This is a genomic window from Anaerococcus provencensis (assembly GCF_000312365.2).
Lineage (GTDB): Bacteria > Bacillota > Clostridia > Tissierellales > Peptoniphilaceae > Anaerococcus > Anaerococcus provencensis.
On the sequence record NZ_HG003684.1, the window covers coordinates 41,424 to 58,523 of the forward strand.

The following is a 17,100-nucleotide window of genomic DNA, read 5'->3' on the forward strand; positions in this document are numbered from 1 at the left end:
AGGATATTATAATTGTTTTTAGTATGATAAAGGATGTCTATAAGATAAAGATGAACATGAATAGTTTGTATTTTTAGAATTCACTTATATGAAAATTAAATTCTTATTCTGATTGAATTATTTTAACAGAATTAATAGATCTAAAATGGAGGAAAGATAATTATGGATTACTCTATATTAGTAGTAGAAGATGATGAAAAAATATTAGATTTAATAGAGATATATCTAAAAAATGAGGATTATATTATAAAGAGAGCTACATCTTCAGAACAGGCACTCAAATATATTAAAGAAAAGGAATTTGATTTAGCTATTTTAGACATTATGTTACCAGGTGAAAATGGATATTATATATGCGCCAAGATTAGAGAATCTTATAATTACCCAATTATTATGCTTACGGCAAAGGATGATGAATCAAGTAAAATCAAGGGTTTAACTTTTGGAGCGGATGATTATGTAACTAAACCATTTTTACCTGGAGAGTTAGTTGCTAGAGTAAAGGCTCAATTAAGAAGATACAATAATTATAATTTAAAAACTAAAGAAGGTACAGGAAATATTTTAACTTATCAAAATGTGGATTTAAATATCAAATCAAGAGAAGTTTTAGTTGATGGACAGGAAATTGATTTAACTCCTATTGAATTTATTATTTTAAAATCATTACTAGAGAAAAAATCTGAAGTACTAGAATCCGAAGATTTATTCTATAAAATATATCCGGATGAATATTATATAAAAAACAATACGGTTTCAGTTCATATTAGGCATATTAGAGAAAAATTAGGAGAAAAAAATAATATAATAACAACTGTTTGGGGGGGGTAGGTTATAAGATTGGATAAAGATAAATACTTTGAAAGTATTCTGAAAAAGCTGATAAAAGAAATTGCTATATTTTTACTTATAGTTTTAAGTTGTATGCTTGCAATTGATATCAATGTATTTAAACTTAATAATGAATTACATAAATTTTTTATTGTTAGATTGGATATGATTTTTTTTATTGTGTCTTTATTTGGAATAATAGTTATAATAACAAAAGAGTTTTTAAATTTAGAAAAGGAATACATTAACTTATGTAAAATGATTGATAATTTTGATGAGAGTATAGTAAATCTTCCGATTTACTATAAAACTTTAGAAAGTTCTATAAATAAATTAAAGCTTAAGCAAAAAGATACAGCATATGAAATCAAAAAACGAGTTAATAACATATTTAGCTCACGACTTGAGAACTCCTTTAACATCTATCATTGGGTATCTATCAATGCTTGATGAAATGAGGGACTTGCCAAATAAACAAAGAGAGCAATATATTATACAAGTATTAGAAAAGTCATTGGAATTAGAAGAGCTAATAAATCAATTTTTTGAAATTACCAGATTAAATAATGGTGAGATTAGTATTTCTAAAGGAAAAATTGATCTAGAGTATTTTTTAATACAATTAAAGGATGAATTATATCCTATGATGAAAGAAAATGATAATAAGATAAAAATATTCAGTGAGGGACAAATATTTGTAAATGTTGATCCAGATAAGATGAAAAGAGCCTTTGAAAATATCTTTAAAAATGCACTTTTGTACTCTTATTCTAATATAGAAATAAAAGTTAAAATATATCAAACTTATAAGTTTGCAATTGTAAAAGTTATTAATGAAGCTGATACGCTAGAAGAAGCACAGATGAGAAATATGTTTAACAAGTTTACTAGATTAAATGGAGCAAGAAATTCTAAAAAAGCAGGTTCTGGTTTAGGGCTACCTATCGCAAAAGAAATAGTTGAATTACATGGTGGCAAGATAGAGGTAGAAAGTTTTAAAAATAAAGTTATTTTTACCGTAAGTGTGCCAAAATAAAAAGTAAAATAAGAATAGCACCTCGATTATGTTTTAATTTACATAATTGAGGTGTTTTTTATTTTTTGGAAATTAAAACACAAAACAATAATATATATTAAAATAAAAATAAGGAATAGGAAGATTGAAGTAGGGTTTCAGTTTAATTTAAACTTCCTTTTTTAGTAAGAGAGGTATTTGATGGAATTAGAAATTAGGAATGTAAATAAAAAATTTAAAGATAAAATAGCGGTTAATAATGCATCAGCTACATTGACTCCAGGAGTTTGGGGACTCTTAGGTGCAAATGGTGCTGGGAAAACAACTTTAATAAAAATGATCACTGGATTTGGAGCAGTTCCAAGTGGGACAAGGAAAAAAACAAGGACTATCTCAATAAATACTAACGCAAGCACAAGTATAAAATGGGCTAAAGTGACTTATTAGCTTATTTATGATATAATATATCTTAACAATAAAACGGATAAGGGGTAATAATATGGCAATTTCTTATAAACCATTATGGCACTTATTGGTAGAAAGAGAAATGAACAAAGAAGACTTAAAAAGAGCTGCAAACATAACAAGCAACATAGTTTCAAGAATGAGCAAAAACTCTTATGTGAACTTAGAGTCATTAGAAAAGATTTGCTTGGCATTAGATTGTAAGATTGAAGATGTTGTTGAAATCATTAAAGATACAGACTAACAGTTGTAAAACCACTCGATTATATAATTGGGTGGTTTTTATCATCTTCAGATAGTTTCTTATATTTGATTGAAATGAATTATAGAAAATCTCAATAAAAATATCTATACCATTATTGAAAGAACGCATAATTTGCGATAATTCACTGACAAGTTTAACTTATGTGCAAATCTTAAATCTTTTAGGCGTTCCTGTAATGTTATTTTACACTTCATAACAGATGACCTCCTTGATACAAAATATTATTGTAAATATTATATCATACCATTTCCACAATCGCGGAAAAATGGGAATAAAAATAGATATTCCAAGATTTAGGACATACGGGAATAGGAACAAAAATACAATATCATACAGACATAGAGAAAATTGATCTTTGAAAATGGAATAATCGGTCTGTAAGGATATGTATCTATGAGGAAGTAGGCGATGACTTTCTAAATATCAGAAAAGAGCTTGCCAAGTAGAACAAAACGTTGCTGTGAGATTCGGGGGGCAGGAACTACATCAGGTGTAACCGACAAAAATAAAAAACGCAATTTATACTTGCAAAGTAAAAATGAATATGATAAACTATAATTAGTTATTAATAAGGAGTTACAGATGAAAAATAGAATTAAGGAAGTTAGAAAAGAAAAACATATCACTCAAGAAAAGCTTGTTGAAAATATAGATATTACAAGACAATATATAAGTTTGATAGAGCGAGGGGATGAAACACCATCTTTAAAAGTGGCTAATGAAATAGCAAAGGGATTAGGCACTTCTATGTATGCAATTTTTGATTTGGATGGTACTGGAGAGTATAGGTGTTCATTTTGTAATCATAGCTGATAAACACTAATTGATATAGTGATTAAAATTTATAAGGAGGTGAATGTTTATGAATTATAAAAATCCTCAGAGGTATAAAAACGGAGATTGAGTATTTTTATAGGGATGAAGTAAATTAATTGTAATTGTACAAGGAGGTATAATATGTTAAACAAAATGAAGAAGTTTGTGGCGTTGTCTTCTATGGCGGTAATGATGTTAATAAGTACTAATGCAGTTTTTGCAGCGGAAGTAAATACGAGTGTAAATGATGATGTTAATAAAACCGTAATTTCAACATCTTATGGAGATATGACTGAGGGTGAAATTCAACCAGCATGGTTGGGATATGGTCCGATTACTAGATATCCAGCTGAAGGTGGAACTTGGGAATATGGCTTTTGGGATGCAAAAGTTCGTTCTTACTATACAGTGAATCGTTGCCATGGAAGTACTGTAAAATTGAATGGTAAAGAGAGTCGTTCTATAGACACTGCATCAGGTAAAAAATCATATGCGGAACTTTGGGCACTTCAGCATAATGGTAATGATAGATATTACTATAGAGTTTGCAAATAAGTAGAAATATCAAAGATTTAATAGAGAGTGCGAGGGAGTTCCTTACACTCTCCTTATATTTGGAGGAAATTCTATGAAGAAATTGATTACCTTATGTGGTATTGCCATTTCAATAGTTATATTGGTACTTTCTGTTAATTTATTAGAAACAAGACAAAATAGCAAACCTTTTAATTCTAATATGATTGTAGAAATAAGTACCACAAACACCAAGACAGATAAAAAGCAATTGATAGATGAGCTTAATAAAATTGCTGAAAATGGTGGAGTTTATAAAGAAGTTGCAAGCAAAGACGATTTTCTGAAAAAAAGAAATATAATTTGGTTTGGAAAAAATAAGCCACAGTCAGATAACATTATAATAAAGAATAATAATATTGATTGGTTATCAAATGACTTTAATGGGAAACTAATTCACAGTAGTGAGATGGGAGAAATTCCTTTATCAGGGGAATATGCCATTACAGATAATTTGAAAATTGAATTAGAAGAGTGGGCAAATAAAAATGATATACGAATAACTTTTTTTAAAGATATTAATTTAATTAAAACAATATATTTAACTTTGGTGGAAAATCCTATAGGTAATTCATTAGTAGCGATGTATATAATAACAACAATGCTTTTTATTTCATATTTTATTGTGAAGGCAAAAGAAAGAGCCATTAAGCTATTATCTGGCGTGAGGCAGGTTAATATTATAAAACATGATGTTTTATTTTTGTCAAAAAATATGATATTAGGATTTTTAATGGGTACTGCTGGAATATCAATTTATTATGGAATCACAAAAAATGTAGAAAATTTATTCTTGATATTTAAATCATCATTGACTTTGATTCTTTTGGCTATTTTTATTTTAATGATAATTGCTATTTTGCTTTCTGCGGTAGTTTCACCAAAAGTCAGTCATATTTCAGACAGAGAAATACCACTTAAGAGATTTAATTATTTAATTATATCTTTAAAAGTTATAGCGATACTGTTTTCGGTATCAGTTTTAGCTAATACAGTATTATCAGCAACCATAGCAATGAAAATGTCAAATGAACATGCATCATGGAGTGCAATCAAAAATAACTACAGATTATCATTTTCTGAACTTGATGAATTGTATGAAGATAGTAATGTAAAAGAAATAGAACGATTTATTAACTCTATGCAAAGAAGTAATGATATGAGCATATCATTAGTTGTAGATAAAAGTATAGAAATTGACAATGAATTAAAAGAATCTGGCTTTGATCATTTTGTTATTTCTGATAAGGCATGGATAAATGCTATGGGTGTTGGTATAAATGAAGAAAAGATAAATGGTAAATTAAAAAGTTATAGTTTTGAGGATATAAATCCATCATTAAAAAAATTCATATTAGAACAGATGCCACTATTGATAAATGAAGATATAGTCAAAACCCAAAATCTAAAATTTTATACATTTGAAGGGAACACAATAAGAGCGTTAGCACCCAATACAGGGGATATGGATGCTTTTATAACTTTAAAAAATCCACTACTTGTTGTGATTGATAATCCTGCTGATGAATTAAAAACAAAGGGCTTTACAATACCAGCATTGTCCAGTGGAAATATAATTTTTTCTGATAAAGATAATTTGGACAAAAGTTTAAGCGAAACTGCTATAAAGAATTACGTAATATCAGTAGATAGTATTGCCGATTTAGCATTAAAAACCGCTCAAGATTTTCAAAAGCAGTTTTTAAATCATGTATTTGGAGGAATATTGTTATTGATTACTATAATTTATGCAGGAGTATTAGAATCTAAGTTGTGGGCATATAAGAATAAGAAAAAAATATATGTCATGGTAACTAATGGTAATAAATATTTTGATATTTTTAAATTCAATATGAAAAATGATATTTGTTTGTTTATAATTGTTATTTTGATTTCAGGGGTATTTACACGTTTTTTTAGAAGTGTTGGAATTAACATTATTGGCATTGTGATAATTATGGTTACTTTGTTTTATGTGATCGGATTATATTTTGCTCACCGTATTTCTTCAAAAAAAGAATTTGTTAATGCAATTAATAGAGTGTAGGAGGAAGTTATGATTAAATGTGAAAATGTCTCACTTAATATTAAAGGAAAAGAAATCTTTGACAATTTAAGTTTCTATATCAATAAGCCACAAATGGTAGCAATAACTGGAGTTTCAGGCAGTGGAAAAACCTCATTGTTGAATTGTTTGGGCTTAATCAAGGAAATAAGTTCAGGAAGAATTTTAATTGATGGAAAAGATTGTACACATTTGTCAGAAAAAGAAAAAATTTCTTTTTGGAAAGATAAAGCAGCATTTATATTTCAAGATTATGGTATTCTTGATGAGGAAAGTGTGATCTATAATATAACTTTTTCCGATAAGAAGTCTGATAGACAGAAAGCTGAAAATTTTCTTAAACAAGTTGGTTTATCAAGCAAGGTAAATAGCTTAGCGTCTACCCTATCGGGGGGAGAAAAACAAAGGTTAGGAATTGCACGAGCTTTGTATAAGAAAGCAAAATTTCTTTTTGCAGATGAGCCTACAGCTTCCTTAGATGAAAGAAATAGAGAACTTATATTAAGACTTTTGAGAGACTGCTCAGAAAAAGGAATTTTTGTGATACTTGCTACTCATGATGAGAAATTATCCAAATCATGTGATATGGTGATTTCAATGAGATAAATAACTTGAAAAACAAATAAACGATCGAACATAAAGGACATATAAAAAATATATGTCCTTTTAATATTGAGAAATATTGAAGTGAAAGAATCAAGATGAAAGAATTAAAAAAATAATGGAACAATTTGAGTAAGAATTAGACAAAATAGAAAAGGTACAAAACTGAACTGACCTCCTCAAGTTAGTTTTTAGGTCTAACTTTATGGGGTCACCTTATTTCTTGATAGCTTTTATTGGTGCTATTTTTATAAGTTTAATATTTATTATTCTTCTTAAATATAATGGTATGTAGATAAAATTAAAGATTTAAGCCTATAATTAAGCGTTGTTTGAGTAAATAAAGGCTTAAGCTACCTAATTAAGAGAATTATTATAAAAGTATTTATCATAAAATTATCTTAACAAAGTTGATATTTATTTGTGGTAAGTTGCAGAGTAATATTTTTGTTTGATAGCAAAAAATATTACTTATATAACTCATTATTAAGATATTTATTGGTATTTTTTCTCAATTGAGTAAGCTCGTAAATCAAAGTGTTCTTATTAGAGTAGTCTTTCATAAGAATATCTTTTTTACTTTTATATTCATCGTAAATATTTGATAATTCTTTTATGCTTAAATTTTTATACTTGTTTTTGTCTAAAGTGGTTATTGACTTTTCGTATGTGATAATTTGAGTTTTATATTCGACATAAAATTCTTTATCTTTAGAGTTTGATTTATAGATCTCATAAATAGATTTATTCAAATTTAAAGTGTTTAAAGCTTCAATTGCAGTATAGATTTCGTTCAAATTTTTTTCTATATCCTTAATTTTATCTAAAGTTTTTTGTCTATTAATGGCTTCTTGTTGAAGTTTATTTTCTAGATCTATATTAGATGTCAGCCCATACTTTCTGAGTTGATTTAAAGTGTCAGCCATAGTATTCATATTGTGTTTCTTTGCCCATATTTTATAAGCCTCAGAAGATTGTATCTTTTTATTATTTTTTAAGTCTATTATATTGTCGACTTTTTTATATGTTTTCGTAGAAGAATCAAAATCAATTTTTACGAACTTTTTATTCATATTATTCTCGATTCTTTCCTTTATCTTTTCATTGGTATAATCTTTTCCAAGAGTATTTTCTTTAGTACGAATAAATCGTCCTTTTTCTCCTTGTTCTTTATGACGAAAAGATAAATACTTACCTAATTTGATTTCGTATCCATATTCTTCCATAGTTTTTAAAAAGTTATCATAGCTATTAGACTTTTGAATAGCATGATCAATAGATATTTGAAGTCTATATTTCCAAGATGTCCCTTTTTTAAATTCCATATATTCTTTATATGATTTCCCATTAGTTTTATATTTATTTTTAAACTTCATATAGTCTTCATCTATAATAGATAACTTATATTTTCTACACAAGTCATCACTATAATTTCTAATTTGATGGTAAGATTTTTTATTGCTTTGATAGGCTTTACCTGTATGAAAAGAAACATTATTAAATAGAATATGGTTATGAATATGCTCCTTATCAACATGGGTAGTTATTACATATTCATATTTTCCTTGCAGTACCTTCTCACATAATTCAATTCCAATTTTGTGAGCCTCTTCAGGTGTAGTTTCTCCAGGTGCGAAAGCTTGAATTAAATGCCTAGCTAAAACTTTAGCTTTAGAATTACATTCTATTTTTGTTTGTTCAAACTCTAAATGAGCAGTTGTAGGGTTACAATTTAGAGATGAAATTAGAATTTTTTCGTCTGTTTTATTGCTATCCATAATATAATCAAGGGCAGCTTTTAATGTAGATTTAATAGGATGAATCTTAGTAACAGCCATTATTTTTTCTCCGTATTAAAATTATTGGAATAAGTAAGAGAGTATATCTTTTTACGCATGGATAAAATATCTTTTGCTTGCTTTTCTAATGATTTTTTCAAATCATCTATATCATTTTTATATATAAGGGATGTTGAGTTTACTCTTTTTGCAATTTGATTTATATTACTTGAAGTATGACTTATATTTGTTGACATTTCACGAAAAACATCCATATCTAGAATAAAGATATCTTTTTCTAAAACACATTTTATAATAAATTGTCTAAGAGATTTGCATTTAGATGCTTTATATTTTTTGTTCAGTAATTCTAATTCTTCATCAGATAGCATTAGATATATCCCGTTATTTCTAGTTCTATTTGCCATAGGTTACCTCCTTTATATAGTTAAGTAAAAAAAGAAAAACCTGTAAAAGCAAGTATAGCAACTTGTTTTACAGGTTTAATTTATTATATATTCTTTAAGAAAACTCCTGAGTTTTGCTTCTAATTATCTTATATTTTATCACCTTTAAAAAGAAAAATCAAATTTCGTATATGAGAGAATGTAAATATTTTTTATAAGGATAGCTAATGCAAGTTAAAAAAAATTAGGGGTTTGGGGATATTCCCCAACAAGCAAAATAGATTAAAACAAACAGTAGCTATATAGTTGATTTAATCTATTTTTTCGTAAGTGCATATGCACTTACTGTGCTTGCTACATAAGCCATTTAAGCTCAAAACTAAATATAATTAAGAAATTTTGCTTGATTTAGTAATAGATTCTATCCTTACTTAAAACTCGAATTTTGATGGACTAACCCCAAACTTTCTTTTAAAAATTCTACTAAAATAATTTGCATCATTAAAACCACATTTTATGGCAATTTCTGTTATATTTAATGTATTAGTCCTTAATAATTCTATAGATTTTTTTAGTCTTATATCATTTATGTATTTTGTTACTGTTTTACCAGTCATATCTTTAAAAAGTCTGCAAAAATGGAATTTACTAACATAAGCGATGTTGGCAAGATCTATAAGTGAAATTTTAGAATCGTAATTTTTGTCTATAAATTCAAAGACATCATAAAATCTTTTCGTATTATTTAATCTCATATCCAGTTGAGTGTTAGTTAGAAATTTAACCATATAATTTCGTAATAATAATACGAATAATTCGTAAAATTGAGATTTTATAGCAAGTTCATAACCAATATCTTTTTTGAAATATTCTTCAATGATTAAATCAATACATTTTTTTACGATAGGATCATTACGTATTAAGTTCTTAAAAAGAATTGAATTTTCTGAAAGTGGGGATAGATATTTAGTTTGGCACAAATCTATTTGATTACTAAATAAAAATGGCATATCTATACGAATTAAGAAAAAAGTAAATTTATCATTTAAACTTTCTAGATAATGCATTTCCTTAACATTAACTATTATTATATCTTTCTTTGTCACATTATATAATTTGGTATTGCATCTTATAAAACCTTCTCCAGCAGTAACATAAAAAATTTGTAGATGTTCATGCCAGTGTTCTTTAAAATTTTTACCTTTTTCCCAGGGGTCTGATAATCCAATATCAACACAAAAACTTTTATTAGGCATTTCTTTACAATAGTAGCTATCATTTTTTTCCATGAAATCCTCCTATACAAAATTTTTTGAATTTTTAATTGTCTTAAGTATATCATGAATAGCAAAGAAATACTATAAATGGAAGAGACAAGTCTCTATATAAAGTAATTATGAGTTGGGTTAATTTCTACCTATAAATTCATATAATAGCAAAAAAATACTAATATAAAGCAAACAAATTCTTGGATGAATAGTATTACTTTTATAAAATAATTATAAAAAGGAGGTTGCATATGGATAGTATTATTAGTAATTATGTTGGAACTATGAGTAAGTATCAAAACTTTTTAGATAAGCATACATATGAAAAAGATACTAAAATTACTGGTTATTGCCCTGTTATCGATACTACTGTAGCCATGTTTCTGAAAGTTCTTATTGATATAAAAAACCTAAAAGAGTATTAGAATTAGGGACTAGTATAGGGTATTCTACAACAGTGATGGCTCAAAGTCTTAGTAAATATGGAGGGAAAATAACAACAATTGAATTTGATAAGGATATTGCTGTAGAAGCAAAATTAAATTTTGAGAAATATAGAGTTTCACACATAATAAATGTTATTAATGCGGATGCAACAAAAATATTGCCAAGTTTAACCGAAAAGTTTGATATGATTTTTTTGGATTTATATAATGAAGTATATTTGAGTGTTTTAGATTATTGTGTTGATTTATTAGATGATAATGGACTATTAATAGCAGATGATACGCTTTTTCCTGTTGCTAAAAATAGAAGTATTTTCAAAATGAGTAATAAGTATTTACATAAATTTAATGTGGAGATTAGCAAAAGGGAAGATCTTAATAGTGTATTAATTCCTTTAGACGATGGAATAACTCTTATAGTTAAAAATAATGATATTTAAAAAGTAGAGGATATAAAATGAAAGATAAAACCAATATAAAACTTTTATTATTACCTTACGCAGGTGGTTCGGCATTATTTTATACTCATTGGAAAAAGTATTTGAAAGAAAATGTTGAAATTATACCAATTGAGTTTCCAGGTAGGGGTTTAAGATTTAAAGAAAAACCATGTGATAAAGTATCAGATCTTATTGATTCTATATGGGATACGGTAGAAAGAGAAATAAAAAATCAACGATATGTTATTTTTGCTTATTGTGTAGGAACTATTGTATTATATGAGTTATTTAAACTTATTAGAAAAAATAAATTAACTGAACCAGAACATTGTTTTATATGTGCATATTCTCCTCCAAATTTAATTAAAAAAGACACTGACGAAAGAAACATTAGTGAGGATGAATTAATACTTGAATGGTGCATGAAAAGTCGAATTAGTAAAGAGCTATTGGAAGAAAAACCGTATTTAAAAACTTTTTATGATGTATGGAAATTAGATCGAGAAATGGTGGACAATTATATTTTTAAAGGGGATATAGAATTATTAAATTGTAATATTACGTTAATTAGAGGGGATAAAGATTTTGCTTTATGTCAAAGAGATGGTAAGGATACAGTAAATAGTACAATTTAAAATCGAATATCTGGTACAATAAATAATAAGAAATCATAGGGGGATTTTAAATTGGCTAAACACTACGAAGAAGACTTCAAGAAACAGATGGTAGAAATCGTTAACCAAGGTAACTACACATATAAAAAATTGGGAGAAGAATACGACATAGCACCATCAACAATAAGAGATTGGGTTAATAGATACAACAGCTCAAATTCCTTCAACATTGATGATAATAGAACAGAAGAAGAAAAGGAATTAATCAAACTAAGAAAAAAAGTAAAACAGCTTAATGGAAAATGATATTTTAAAGCAAGCTGCACTACTACTAGGCAAAAAGTAAAGCTCATAATCTCAAACAGGGATAAATACAGTATTAGTGCAATGTGTAAGTTTTTAGGTATACCAAGAAGTTTAATATACTATCATCTAAACAAAAAAGAATCAAAAGACAACCTAAAAACCGAAGAGCTTTTAGAAGAAAAAATCATAGAAATATTCAGAAAAAGTAAAAATTCATACGGATCAAGAAAAATCAAAGTAGAGTTAGAAAAACAAAATATCACAGTATCAAGAAGAAAAATATGTAGAATAATGAAAAAACATGCCTTAGTATCAAGCTATACAGTAAAACAATACAAGGTAGAAAAAACCACATGTAACAACAAAAAGATTAATAACAAGATAGATAGACAATTTTACAATAGGCCATCTTTACAAGCATGTGTAAGTGACTTAACTTACGTAAGAGTAGGAAATAGTTGGAACTACATCTGTGCAATAATCGATTTACACAATCGAGAAATAATAGGATATGCAGCAGGAAAAAATAAGAGCGCAGATTTAGTAAAAGAAGCAATATATTCAATCAAGTACCCATTAAATAAAATAAAAATATTTCACACAGATAGAGGACGAGAATTTGACAACAAAAGCATAGATAAAATTCTAGACATATTTGGCATAGAAAGATCCTTAAGTGGAAAGGGAAGTCCATATGATAATGCAGTAGCTGAAGCATTTAATAAGGTGATGAAAACAGAATTTGTTTATCAGAAAGAATTTAAAAACTTAAAACAACTAAAATTAGAACTATCAGAATATGTTTATCGGTACAACAACCTAAGAATCCATGGATCCTTAGGTTACTTGTCACCAGTTAAATATAGAAACCAAATCTTAGCTAGTAACTAGTTAAAATTATAATGGTGCGTTCGATTTTAGATTGTACAAATAGGTGTTGACAATCCAGAGATATTGAGTCTTGGAAAGATTTTACTATAGGGAATGTTGAGAATGTTGTGGTTGAAGGAAGTCACGATTTTTTAAAAACTAATGAAAAGTCGGTAATCAGAATAATTAATGCAACACTAGAAAAATTTTAAAATATGGAGGTAAATAATAAATGAAGGGTTTAAAAGAAAAGTTAGAGAATATAATTATTAGCTTGATGACTTCACATGATGATACTGAAGATAATGATTTTTGTTTATGTAAAAATGTAGAAGAATATTTGTGTTATATTGATTCAATAAGATTTATTGAACTAATTACAACTGTTGAAAGTGAATTTGATATAGAAATCAACAATGAAGATTTAGTTGAAGAAAATGTAAAAAGCTTTGATAAATTTATGCAACTTATAAGCAAATATGTAAAATGAAAGGAATTATTGGTATGTTTAATAAAAAAATTTTGTTGCCACATCAATACTATTATCCGCATATGGACCTTGTAGAAGATAAAAGTACTATTAGAAAAGAAGAAGAATTTTTTAAAAGTTTGGAGATTGCAAAGAAAAAGAAAAGGGCTTCTGTATATATACATATTCCGTTTTGTGATTCTAGATGTGAGTTTTGTGGATTTGATAAAGTTAAAAATACGTCTGAAATGGAAAAATATAAAGATATTGCTATAGAAGAAATCAAATATTATGCAAATAAAAATTATATACAAAATTTAGAAATAGATGTTATCCATATAGGTGGAGGGACCCCAACTATATTACCACCTAAAATTTTTAACGAAATCCTGGGCGCAGCAAAAAAGTATTTTAATACTACAGATAATTTAGTTATTAATATAGAAGGATCTGCAACAACAATTTATAAAGATGAAGTTATTGAATATATAAAGGAAAATAATATTTCAAAAGTTAGCGTTGGTGTTCAAACATTTAATTCAAAATTAAGAGAAAAATATAAATCTAAGGCGACTTTAGATGAAGTTTATCTAACATTAAATAAACTTAAAGATAATAAAATAAAAACTGGAATTGATATTATGTATGGCTTTCCAGATTTTCGAATAGGGAATATAGCTGAAATTACATTTAACGATATTAATGAGGCCATAAAGTTAGATATAGATGCAATTGATTTTGGACAATTATATCCTTATTGCAATAATTTGGAAAAAAGAATTAAGAATGAAAGACTGAAATTACCTAATAAACACCAGATAATTAATGTTATAAAAACTGTAAATAATATTATGAAAAAAAACGGATATGAGCAAAAAGCATCATATGGATATACCAAAAAAAATTCAGATATTATGGTTATGGAGTCCTCTTATTACGGTGGAATTAAGGATGTACCTGATTGTATAGCAATTGGGTCTGGAGCTTTTGGTTTTATAAATGGATATAAATACAGAAATAATTCATATAATGCATATCTTATAAATAAGAAAATGAAATTTTCACAATTAAAAAAGTTGAATGATATACAATTACAGAATTTAAATGTAGTAGGATTTCCTAAAGTTTTATATCTATCAAAAAAACAATTAACTATGAACGGTGCAGAAAGATATGATTATAAAATAAAAAAATTATTGGAAAATGGAATGCTAGAGGAGTCGTTGGATGGATTTAGTATAACTGAAGAGGGAAAATGCTTTATTGATAATATATACTATTATCTTTTGGAAGATGAGGAGAAAGAAAGAGTTACTAGGCAAACGAAAATATTATATATTTAATAAGTGAGATTTAGTACTGAGAAAGCAAAGGTATAAATATGGAACAAAATTTATATTATAAATGCGGATTATTAAACAAAACTTTTATAGAAAATAAAATATTGTATACATGTAGTTTATTAATTAAAAAAGGCATTAGAGATAATGAGATAGTTATTTGTAAGTCGGATTCTCAGTTAGGAGTGTATATACAGTGGGAAGTATGTCTCAGAATGGGTTTAGTACCATTATTTATATATAAAGAAACTGCAGAAAATGATATTCTAAGATTTAGAAAGATAATTAATATTAGAGCAATTGTTGAATATAAAAATAATGAAATTTATTTATTTCTGTTTAATGAGGATATTTGTGAGACAAGTATATCAGAGGATTTAAATGCTGGATCGGTTATTCATGTAACATCTGGTTCGACTGGTTATCCAAAGTTAGTTTTGAGGACAAAACTTCAAATGGAAGAAGAATTGAATAGATATGCGGGGGTTTTAAAAATAACTAAAAAAGATGTGATTTTTCCGCTTGTTCCGTTTAATCATTCATTTGGATTTGTATCAGGCATGTTATTAAGTAAAAACTTTGGATTAAATTTAATATTATATGATAATCTAATTCCAAGAAATATACTTAATATTAGTAATAAAAATAAAGCTTCGATTATGTTAGGATTACCATATTTTTATAAAAAAATGCTCGAATTACCAAAAAAGTATAAATTCAATTCTGAATTAAGGTATATTATATCCTCAGGAGGTCCAATAGAAAATGGAATTCAAAAACAATTTTTTGATAGATTTGATAAAAAAATATATCAACAATATGGATCAACTGAAACAGGGAGTTTGAGCATAGGATATTCAGAAACAAATGCTAGATATGTTGGAAAGCCTTTTAATGGAGTAAAAGTTAATGTTAATAATGGAATAAAAGGATATTTATATATTAATACTCCAGCAACAATAGGGGCATATCTTACAAAAGATGGAATACAAAGATTGGATGAAAGCGTGTATAAAATGGGTGATATAGGCAGAGTGATTGATTCTGGAGGTATAGAAGTGTTAGGAAGAGGTGATGACATAATTATAATTAATGGAAATAAAATAGATAAGGAATCAGTTAAAAAGTGTATTAAAAAAATTAATCATATAAAAGAAGTCAATATTTTTTCGGAAAATTTCCACAATATAGATGAGCTCGTGTGTGAATATACAAGCGACATTGAATTAGACAAAAATGATATTATTTGCTTTTTATCCAGACATTTATCAAGTTATGAAATACCTAAAAATTTTAAGAGAGTAAAAGAACTGTCTAGTACGGAAAATATAACTTGGAAGTAATGAATTTAAATGTAAAGGGAGAATTAATAATGAATACAGATGTTTTGAAAGTTAAAGCGGAGAAGTCTCCGTTAACAGATAGTAAAAGGTTATTGCCAAATCAACTTTACAAAAATCCTTTATTATCAGTAGAAAAAAGAAAATTAAGTGATGAAATAGAGGATAATAAAATAAGATTAAAAATGATATATGTAGGTATTTGTGGAACTGATTTGCATCTAGTTAACAATAACAAAAAGACTGGATATATAAGAAGTTCTGCTCCAGTAGATATTCCTATAGACGGAAGGGTTATTGGTCATGAAGGTGTAGGAGAAGTACTACAAGTAGGAAAGAACGTTAAAAATATAAGGGTAGGCATGATAGTGACATTGGAATCCATTATAACATGTGGATATTGTGAATGTTGTAAAAGTGGCAAATACAATCAATGTAAAAATTCTAAATTATTAGGGTTTGAAACAGATGGATTAATGGGAAATATTGTAGATGTAGATGTAAGCATTGCGCATGATGTGACAAATTATATTAAATGCGAAAAAGATTTGAAAGCTATGGCTTGTGTTGAACCAGCTGCGGTTGCTTTTGTAGCATGTGAAAATGCGGATATTAAGCCAGGAGATAATATAGTTATTTTTGGAGGGGGTCCAATAGGAGCCTATGTGGCTATGCTTAGTAGAAAAATATTTGGAGCTAGAGAAATTTATATAGTAGAACCAGTTGAATTTAGAAGAAGTATTTTAAAGAAATGGACAGACAATGTATATGAGAAAGCTGATGATATAAAAAATAATGTAAAAAATATAGATATAATTATCGAAGCATCTGGTGAATTAGAAAATATAAATAATGTATTTGAGTTATTAGAACCAAACGGAAGAGTTGTCATATTAGGAAGAAGTGGTAGAGAATTAAATTTAAGTAATGTTGACCATATGATAACTAATAATATAAAAATTATTGGTTCGCGTGGACATTTAGGAGGAGCTTTTTTTAAAATATTTAAATTGTATTCAAAGGGAATAATTGATTTAAATCATGTAATTACTACAGAGTTAGTAGGTTTGAATTCGTTGAAAGACTTTTTAACAAGTGATTTTATTTATAGAAATTGCAAAGCAATTGTGAAACTTAAATAAGTATAATAATATAATATTGAAATATTTTAAAATTATAAGGTAATTTT

The 17,100-nt window shown here is 27.1% G+C and carries 18 protein-coding genes and 2 pseudogenes; 17 read left to right on the forward strand and 3 right to left on the reverse strand.

The genetic code is table 11. From position 1 onward, the window contains the following. Positions 1-162: 162 nt before the first annotated feature. From BN38_RS00160 to BN38_RS00195, 9 genes and pseudogenes are all read left to right on the forward strand, one after another. Positions 163-848 (forward strand): annotated as a pseudogene (locus BN38_RS00160) (response regulator transcription factor). Next, positions 841-1,281 (forward strand): hypothetical protein, encoded by a 441-nt coding sequence (locus BN38_RS11215; RefSeq protein WP_230197680.1) that lies wholly within the window; start codon positions 841-843, stop codon positions 1,279-1,281. The pseudogene BN38_RS00160 and the gene BN38_RS11215 overlap by 8 nt, the downstream one beginning before the upstream one ends. Beyond that, a complete protein-coding gene (locus tag BN38_RS00165) occupies positions 1,193-1,867 on the forward strand; it encodes a sensor histidine kinase (RefSeq protein ID WP_230197681.1) in 675 nt (224 codons plus the stop codon). Before BN38_RS11215 ends, BN38_RS00165 begins: the two co-directional genes overlap by 89 nt. A 180-nt stretch (positions 1,868-2,047) precedes the next feature. Further along, positions 2,048-2,293, forward strand: a complete 246-nt coding sequence (locus tag BN38_RS11220) for an ATP-binding cassette domain-containing protein (protein ID WP_044564922.1) — start codon at positions 2,048-2,050, stop codon at positions 2,291-2,293. A 52-nt stretch (positions 2,294-2,345) separates the two neighbouring features. After that, a complete protein-coding gene (locus BN38_RS00175) occupies positions 2,346-2,555 on the forward strand; it encodes a helix-turn-helix domain-containing protein (RefSeq protein WP_044564923.1) in 210 nt (69 codons plus the stop codon). Between the two features lie 603 nt (positions 2,556-3,158). After that, positions 3,159-3,389, forward strand: a complete 231-nt coding sequence (locus BN38_RS00180) for a helix-turn-helix transcriptional regulator (protein ID WP_022620818.1) — start codon at positions 3,159-3,161, stop codon at positions 3,387-3,389. Positions 3,390-3,533: 144 nt separating this feature from the next. After that, complete coding sequence (locus BN38_RS00185; RefSeq protein ID WP_022620819.1) at positions 3,534-3,947, forward strand: lactococcin 972 family bacteriocin; 414 nt, start codon at positions 3,534-3,536, stop codon at positions 3,945-3,947. Positions 3,948-4,020: 73 nt separating this feature from the next. Continuing rightward, positions 4,021-6,012 (forward strand): DUF6619 domain-containing protein, encoded by a 1,992-nt coding sequence (locus BN38_RS00190; protein WP_022620820.1) that lies wholly within the window; start codon positions 4,021-4,023, stop codon positions 6,010-6,012. Positions 6,013-6,021: 9 nt separating this feature from the next. Continuing rightward, the gene (locus BN38_RS00195; RefSeq protein ID WP_022620821.1) at positions 6,022-6,636 is read left to right on the forward strand and encodes an ABC transporter ATP-binding protein; all 615 of its coding nucleotides are present in this window, start codon (positions 6,022-6,024) and stop codon (positions 6,634-6,636) included. Between the two features lie 464 nt (positions 6,637-7,100). Here BN38_RS00195 and BN38_RS00200 read toward each other — a convergent pair whose 3' ends face one another. From BN38_RS00200 to BN38_RS00210, 3 genes are all read right to left on the reverse strand, one after another. Continuing rightward, positions 7,101-8,471, reverse strand: coding sequence for a relaxase/mobilization nuclease domain-containing protein (locus BN38_RS00200; RefSeq protein ID WP_044564924.1), 1,371 nt, complete (start codon positions 8,469-8,471; stop codon positions 7,101-7,103). After that, a complete protein-coding gene (gene mobC / locus BN38_RS00205; protein WP_044564925.1) occupies positions 8,471-8,839 on the reverse strand; it encodes a plasmid mobilization relaxosome protein MobC in 369 nt (122 codons plus the stop codon). The genes BN38_RS00200 and mobC overlap by 1 nt, the downstream gene beginning before the upstream one ends. Before the next feature lie 410 nt (positions 8,840-9,249). Continuing rightward, on the reverse strand, positions 9,250-10,107 hold the full coding sequence (locus BN38_RS00210; protein ID WP_010247228.1) for an AraC family transcriptional regulator: 858 nt from the start codon (positions 10,105-10,107) through the stop codon (positions 9,250-9,252). A gap of 230 nt (positions 10,108-10,337) precedes the next feature. Between BN38_RS00210 and BN38_RS11060 the strand changes: the two genes are divergently transcribed. From BN38_RS11060 to BN38_RS00250, 8 genes and pseudogenes are all read left to right on the forward strand, one after another. Beyond that, entirely contained in the window at positions 10,338-10,511 is a 174-nt protein-coding gene (locus BN38_RS11060) for a hypothetical protein (protein ID WP_154649903.1), read from the forward strand. 35 nt (positions 10,512-10,546) lie between these two features. After that, a complete protein-coding gene (locus tag BN38_RS00215) occupies positions 10,547-10,972 on the forward strand; it encodes an O-methyltransferase (RefSeq protein WP_049944398.1) in 426 nt (141 codons plus the stop codon). 17 nt (positions 10,973-10,989) lie between these two features. Further along, positions 10,990-11,607: a thioesterase II family protein gene (locus BN38_RS00220; RefSeq protein WP_044564938.1), complete on the forward strand. Its 618-nt coding sequence runs from the start codon at positions 10,990-10,992 to the stop codon at positions 11,605-11,607. A 51-nt stretch (positions 11,608-11,658) separates the two neighbouring features. Further along, positions 11,659-12,783 (forward strand): annotated as a pseudogene (locus BN38_RS00230) (IS3 family transposase). A gap of 211 nt (positions 12,784-12,994) precedes the next feature. Then, positions 12,995-13,252, forward strand: a complete 258-nt coding sequence (locus BN38_RS00235; protein ID WP_010247222.1) for a phosphopantetheine-binding protein — start codon at positions 12,995-12,997, stop codon at positions 13,250-13,252. 14 nt (positions 13,253-13,266) lie between these two features. After that, complete coding sequence (locus BN38_RS00240; protein ID WP_141567130.1) at positions 13,267-14,574, forward strand: radical SAM protein; 1,308 nt, start codon at positions 13,267-13,269, stop codon at positions 14,572-14,574. Positions 14,575-14,612: 38 nt separating this feature from the next. Then, on the forward strand, positions 14,613-15,914 hold the full coding sequence (locus BN38_RS00245) for an AMP-binding protein (protein WP_081498006.1): 1,302 nt from the start codon (positions 14,613-14,615) through the stop codon (positions 15,912-15,914). Positions 15,915-15,943: 29 nt separating this feature from the next. After that, positions 15,944-17,053, forward strand: coding sequence for a zinc-dependent alcohol dehydrogenase (locus BN38_RS00250; RefSeq protein ID WP_036743319.1), 1,110 nt, complete (start codon positions 15,944-15,946; stop codon positions 17,051-17,053). The last annotated feature ends 47 nt before the right edge of the window (positions 17,054-17,100 follow it).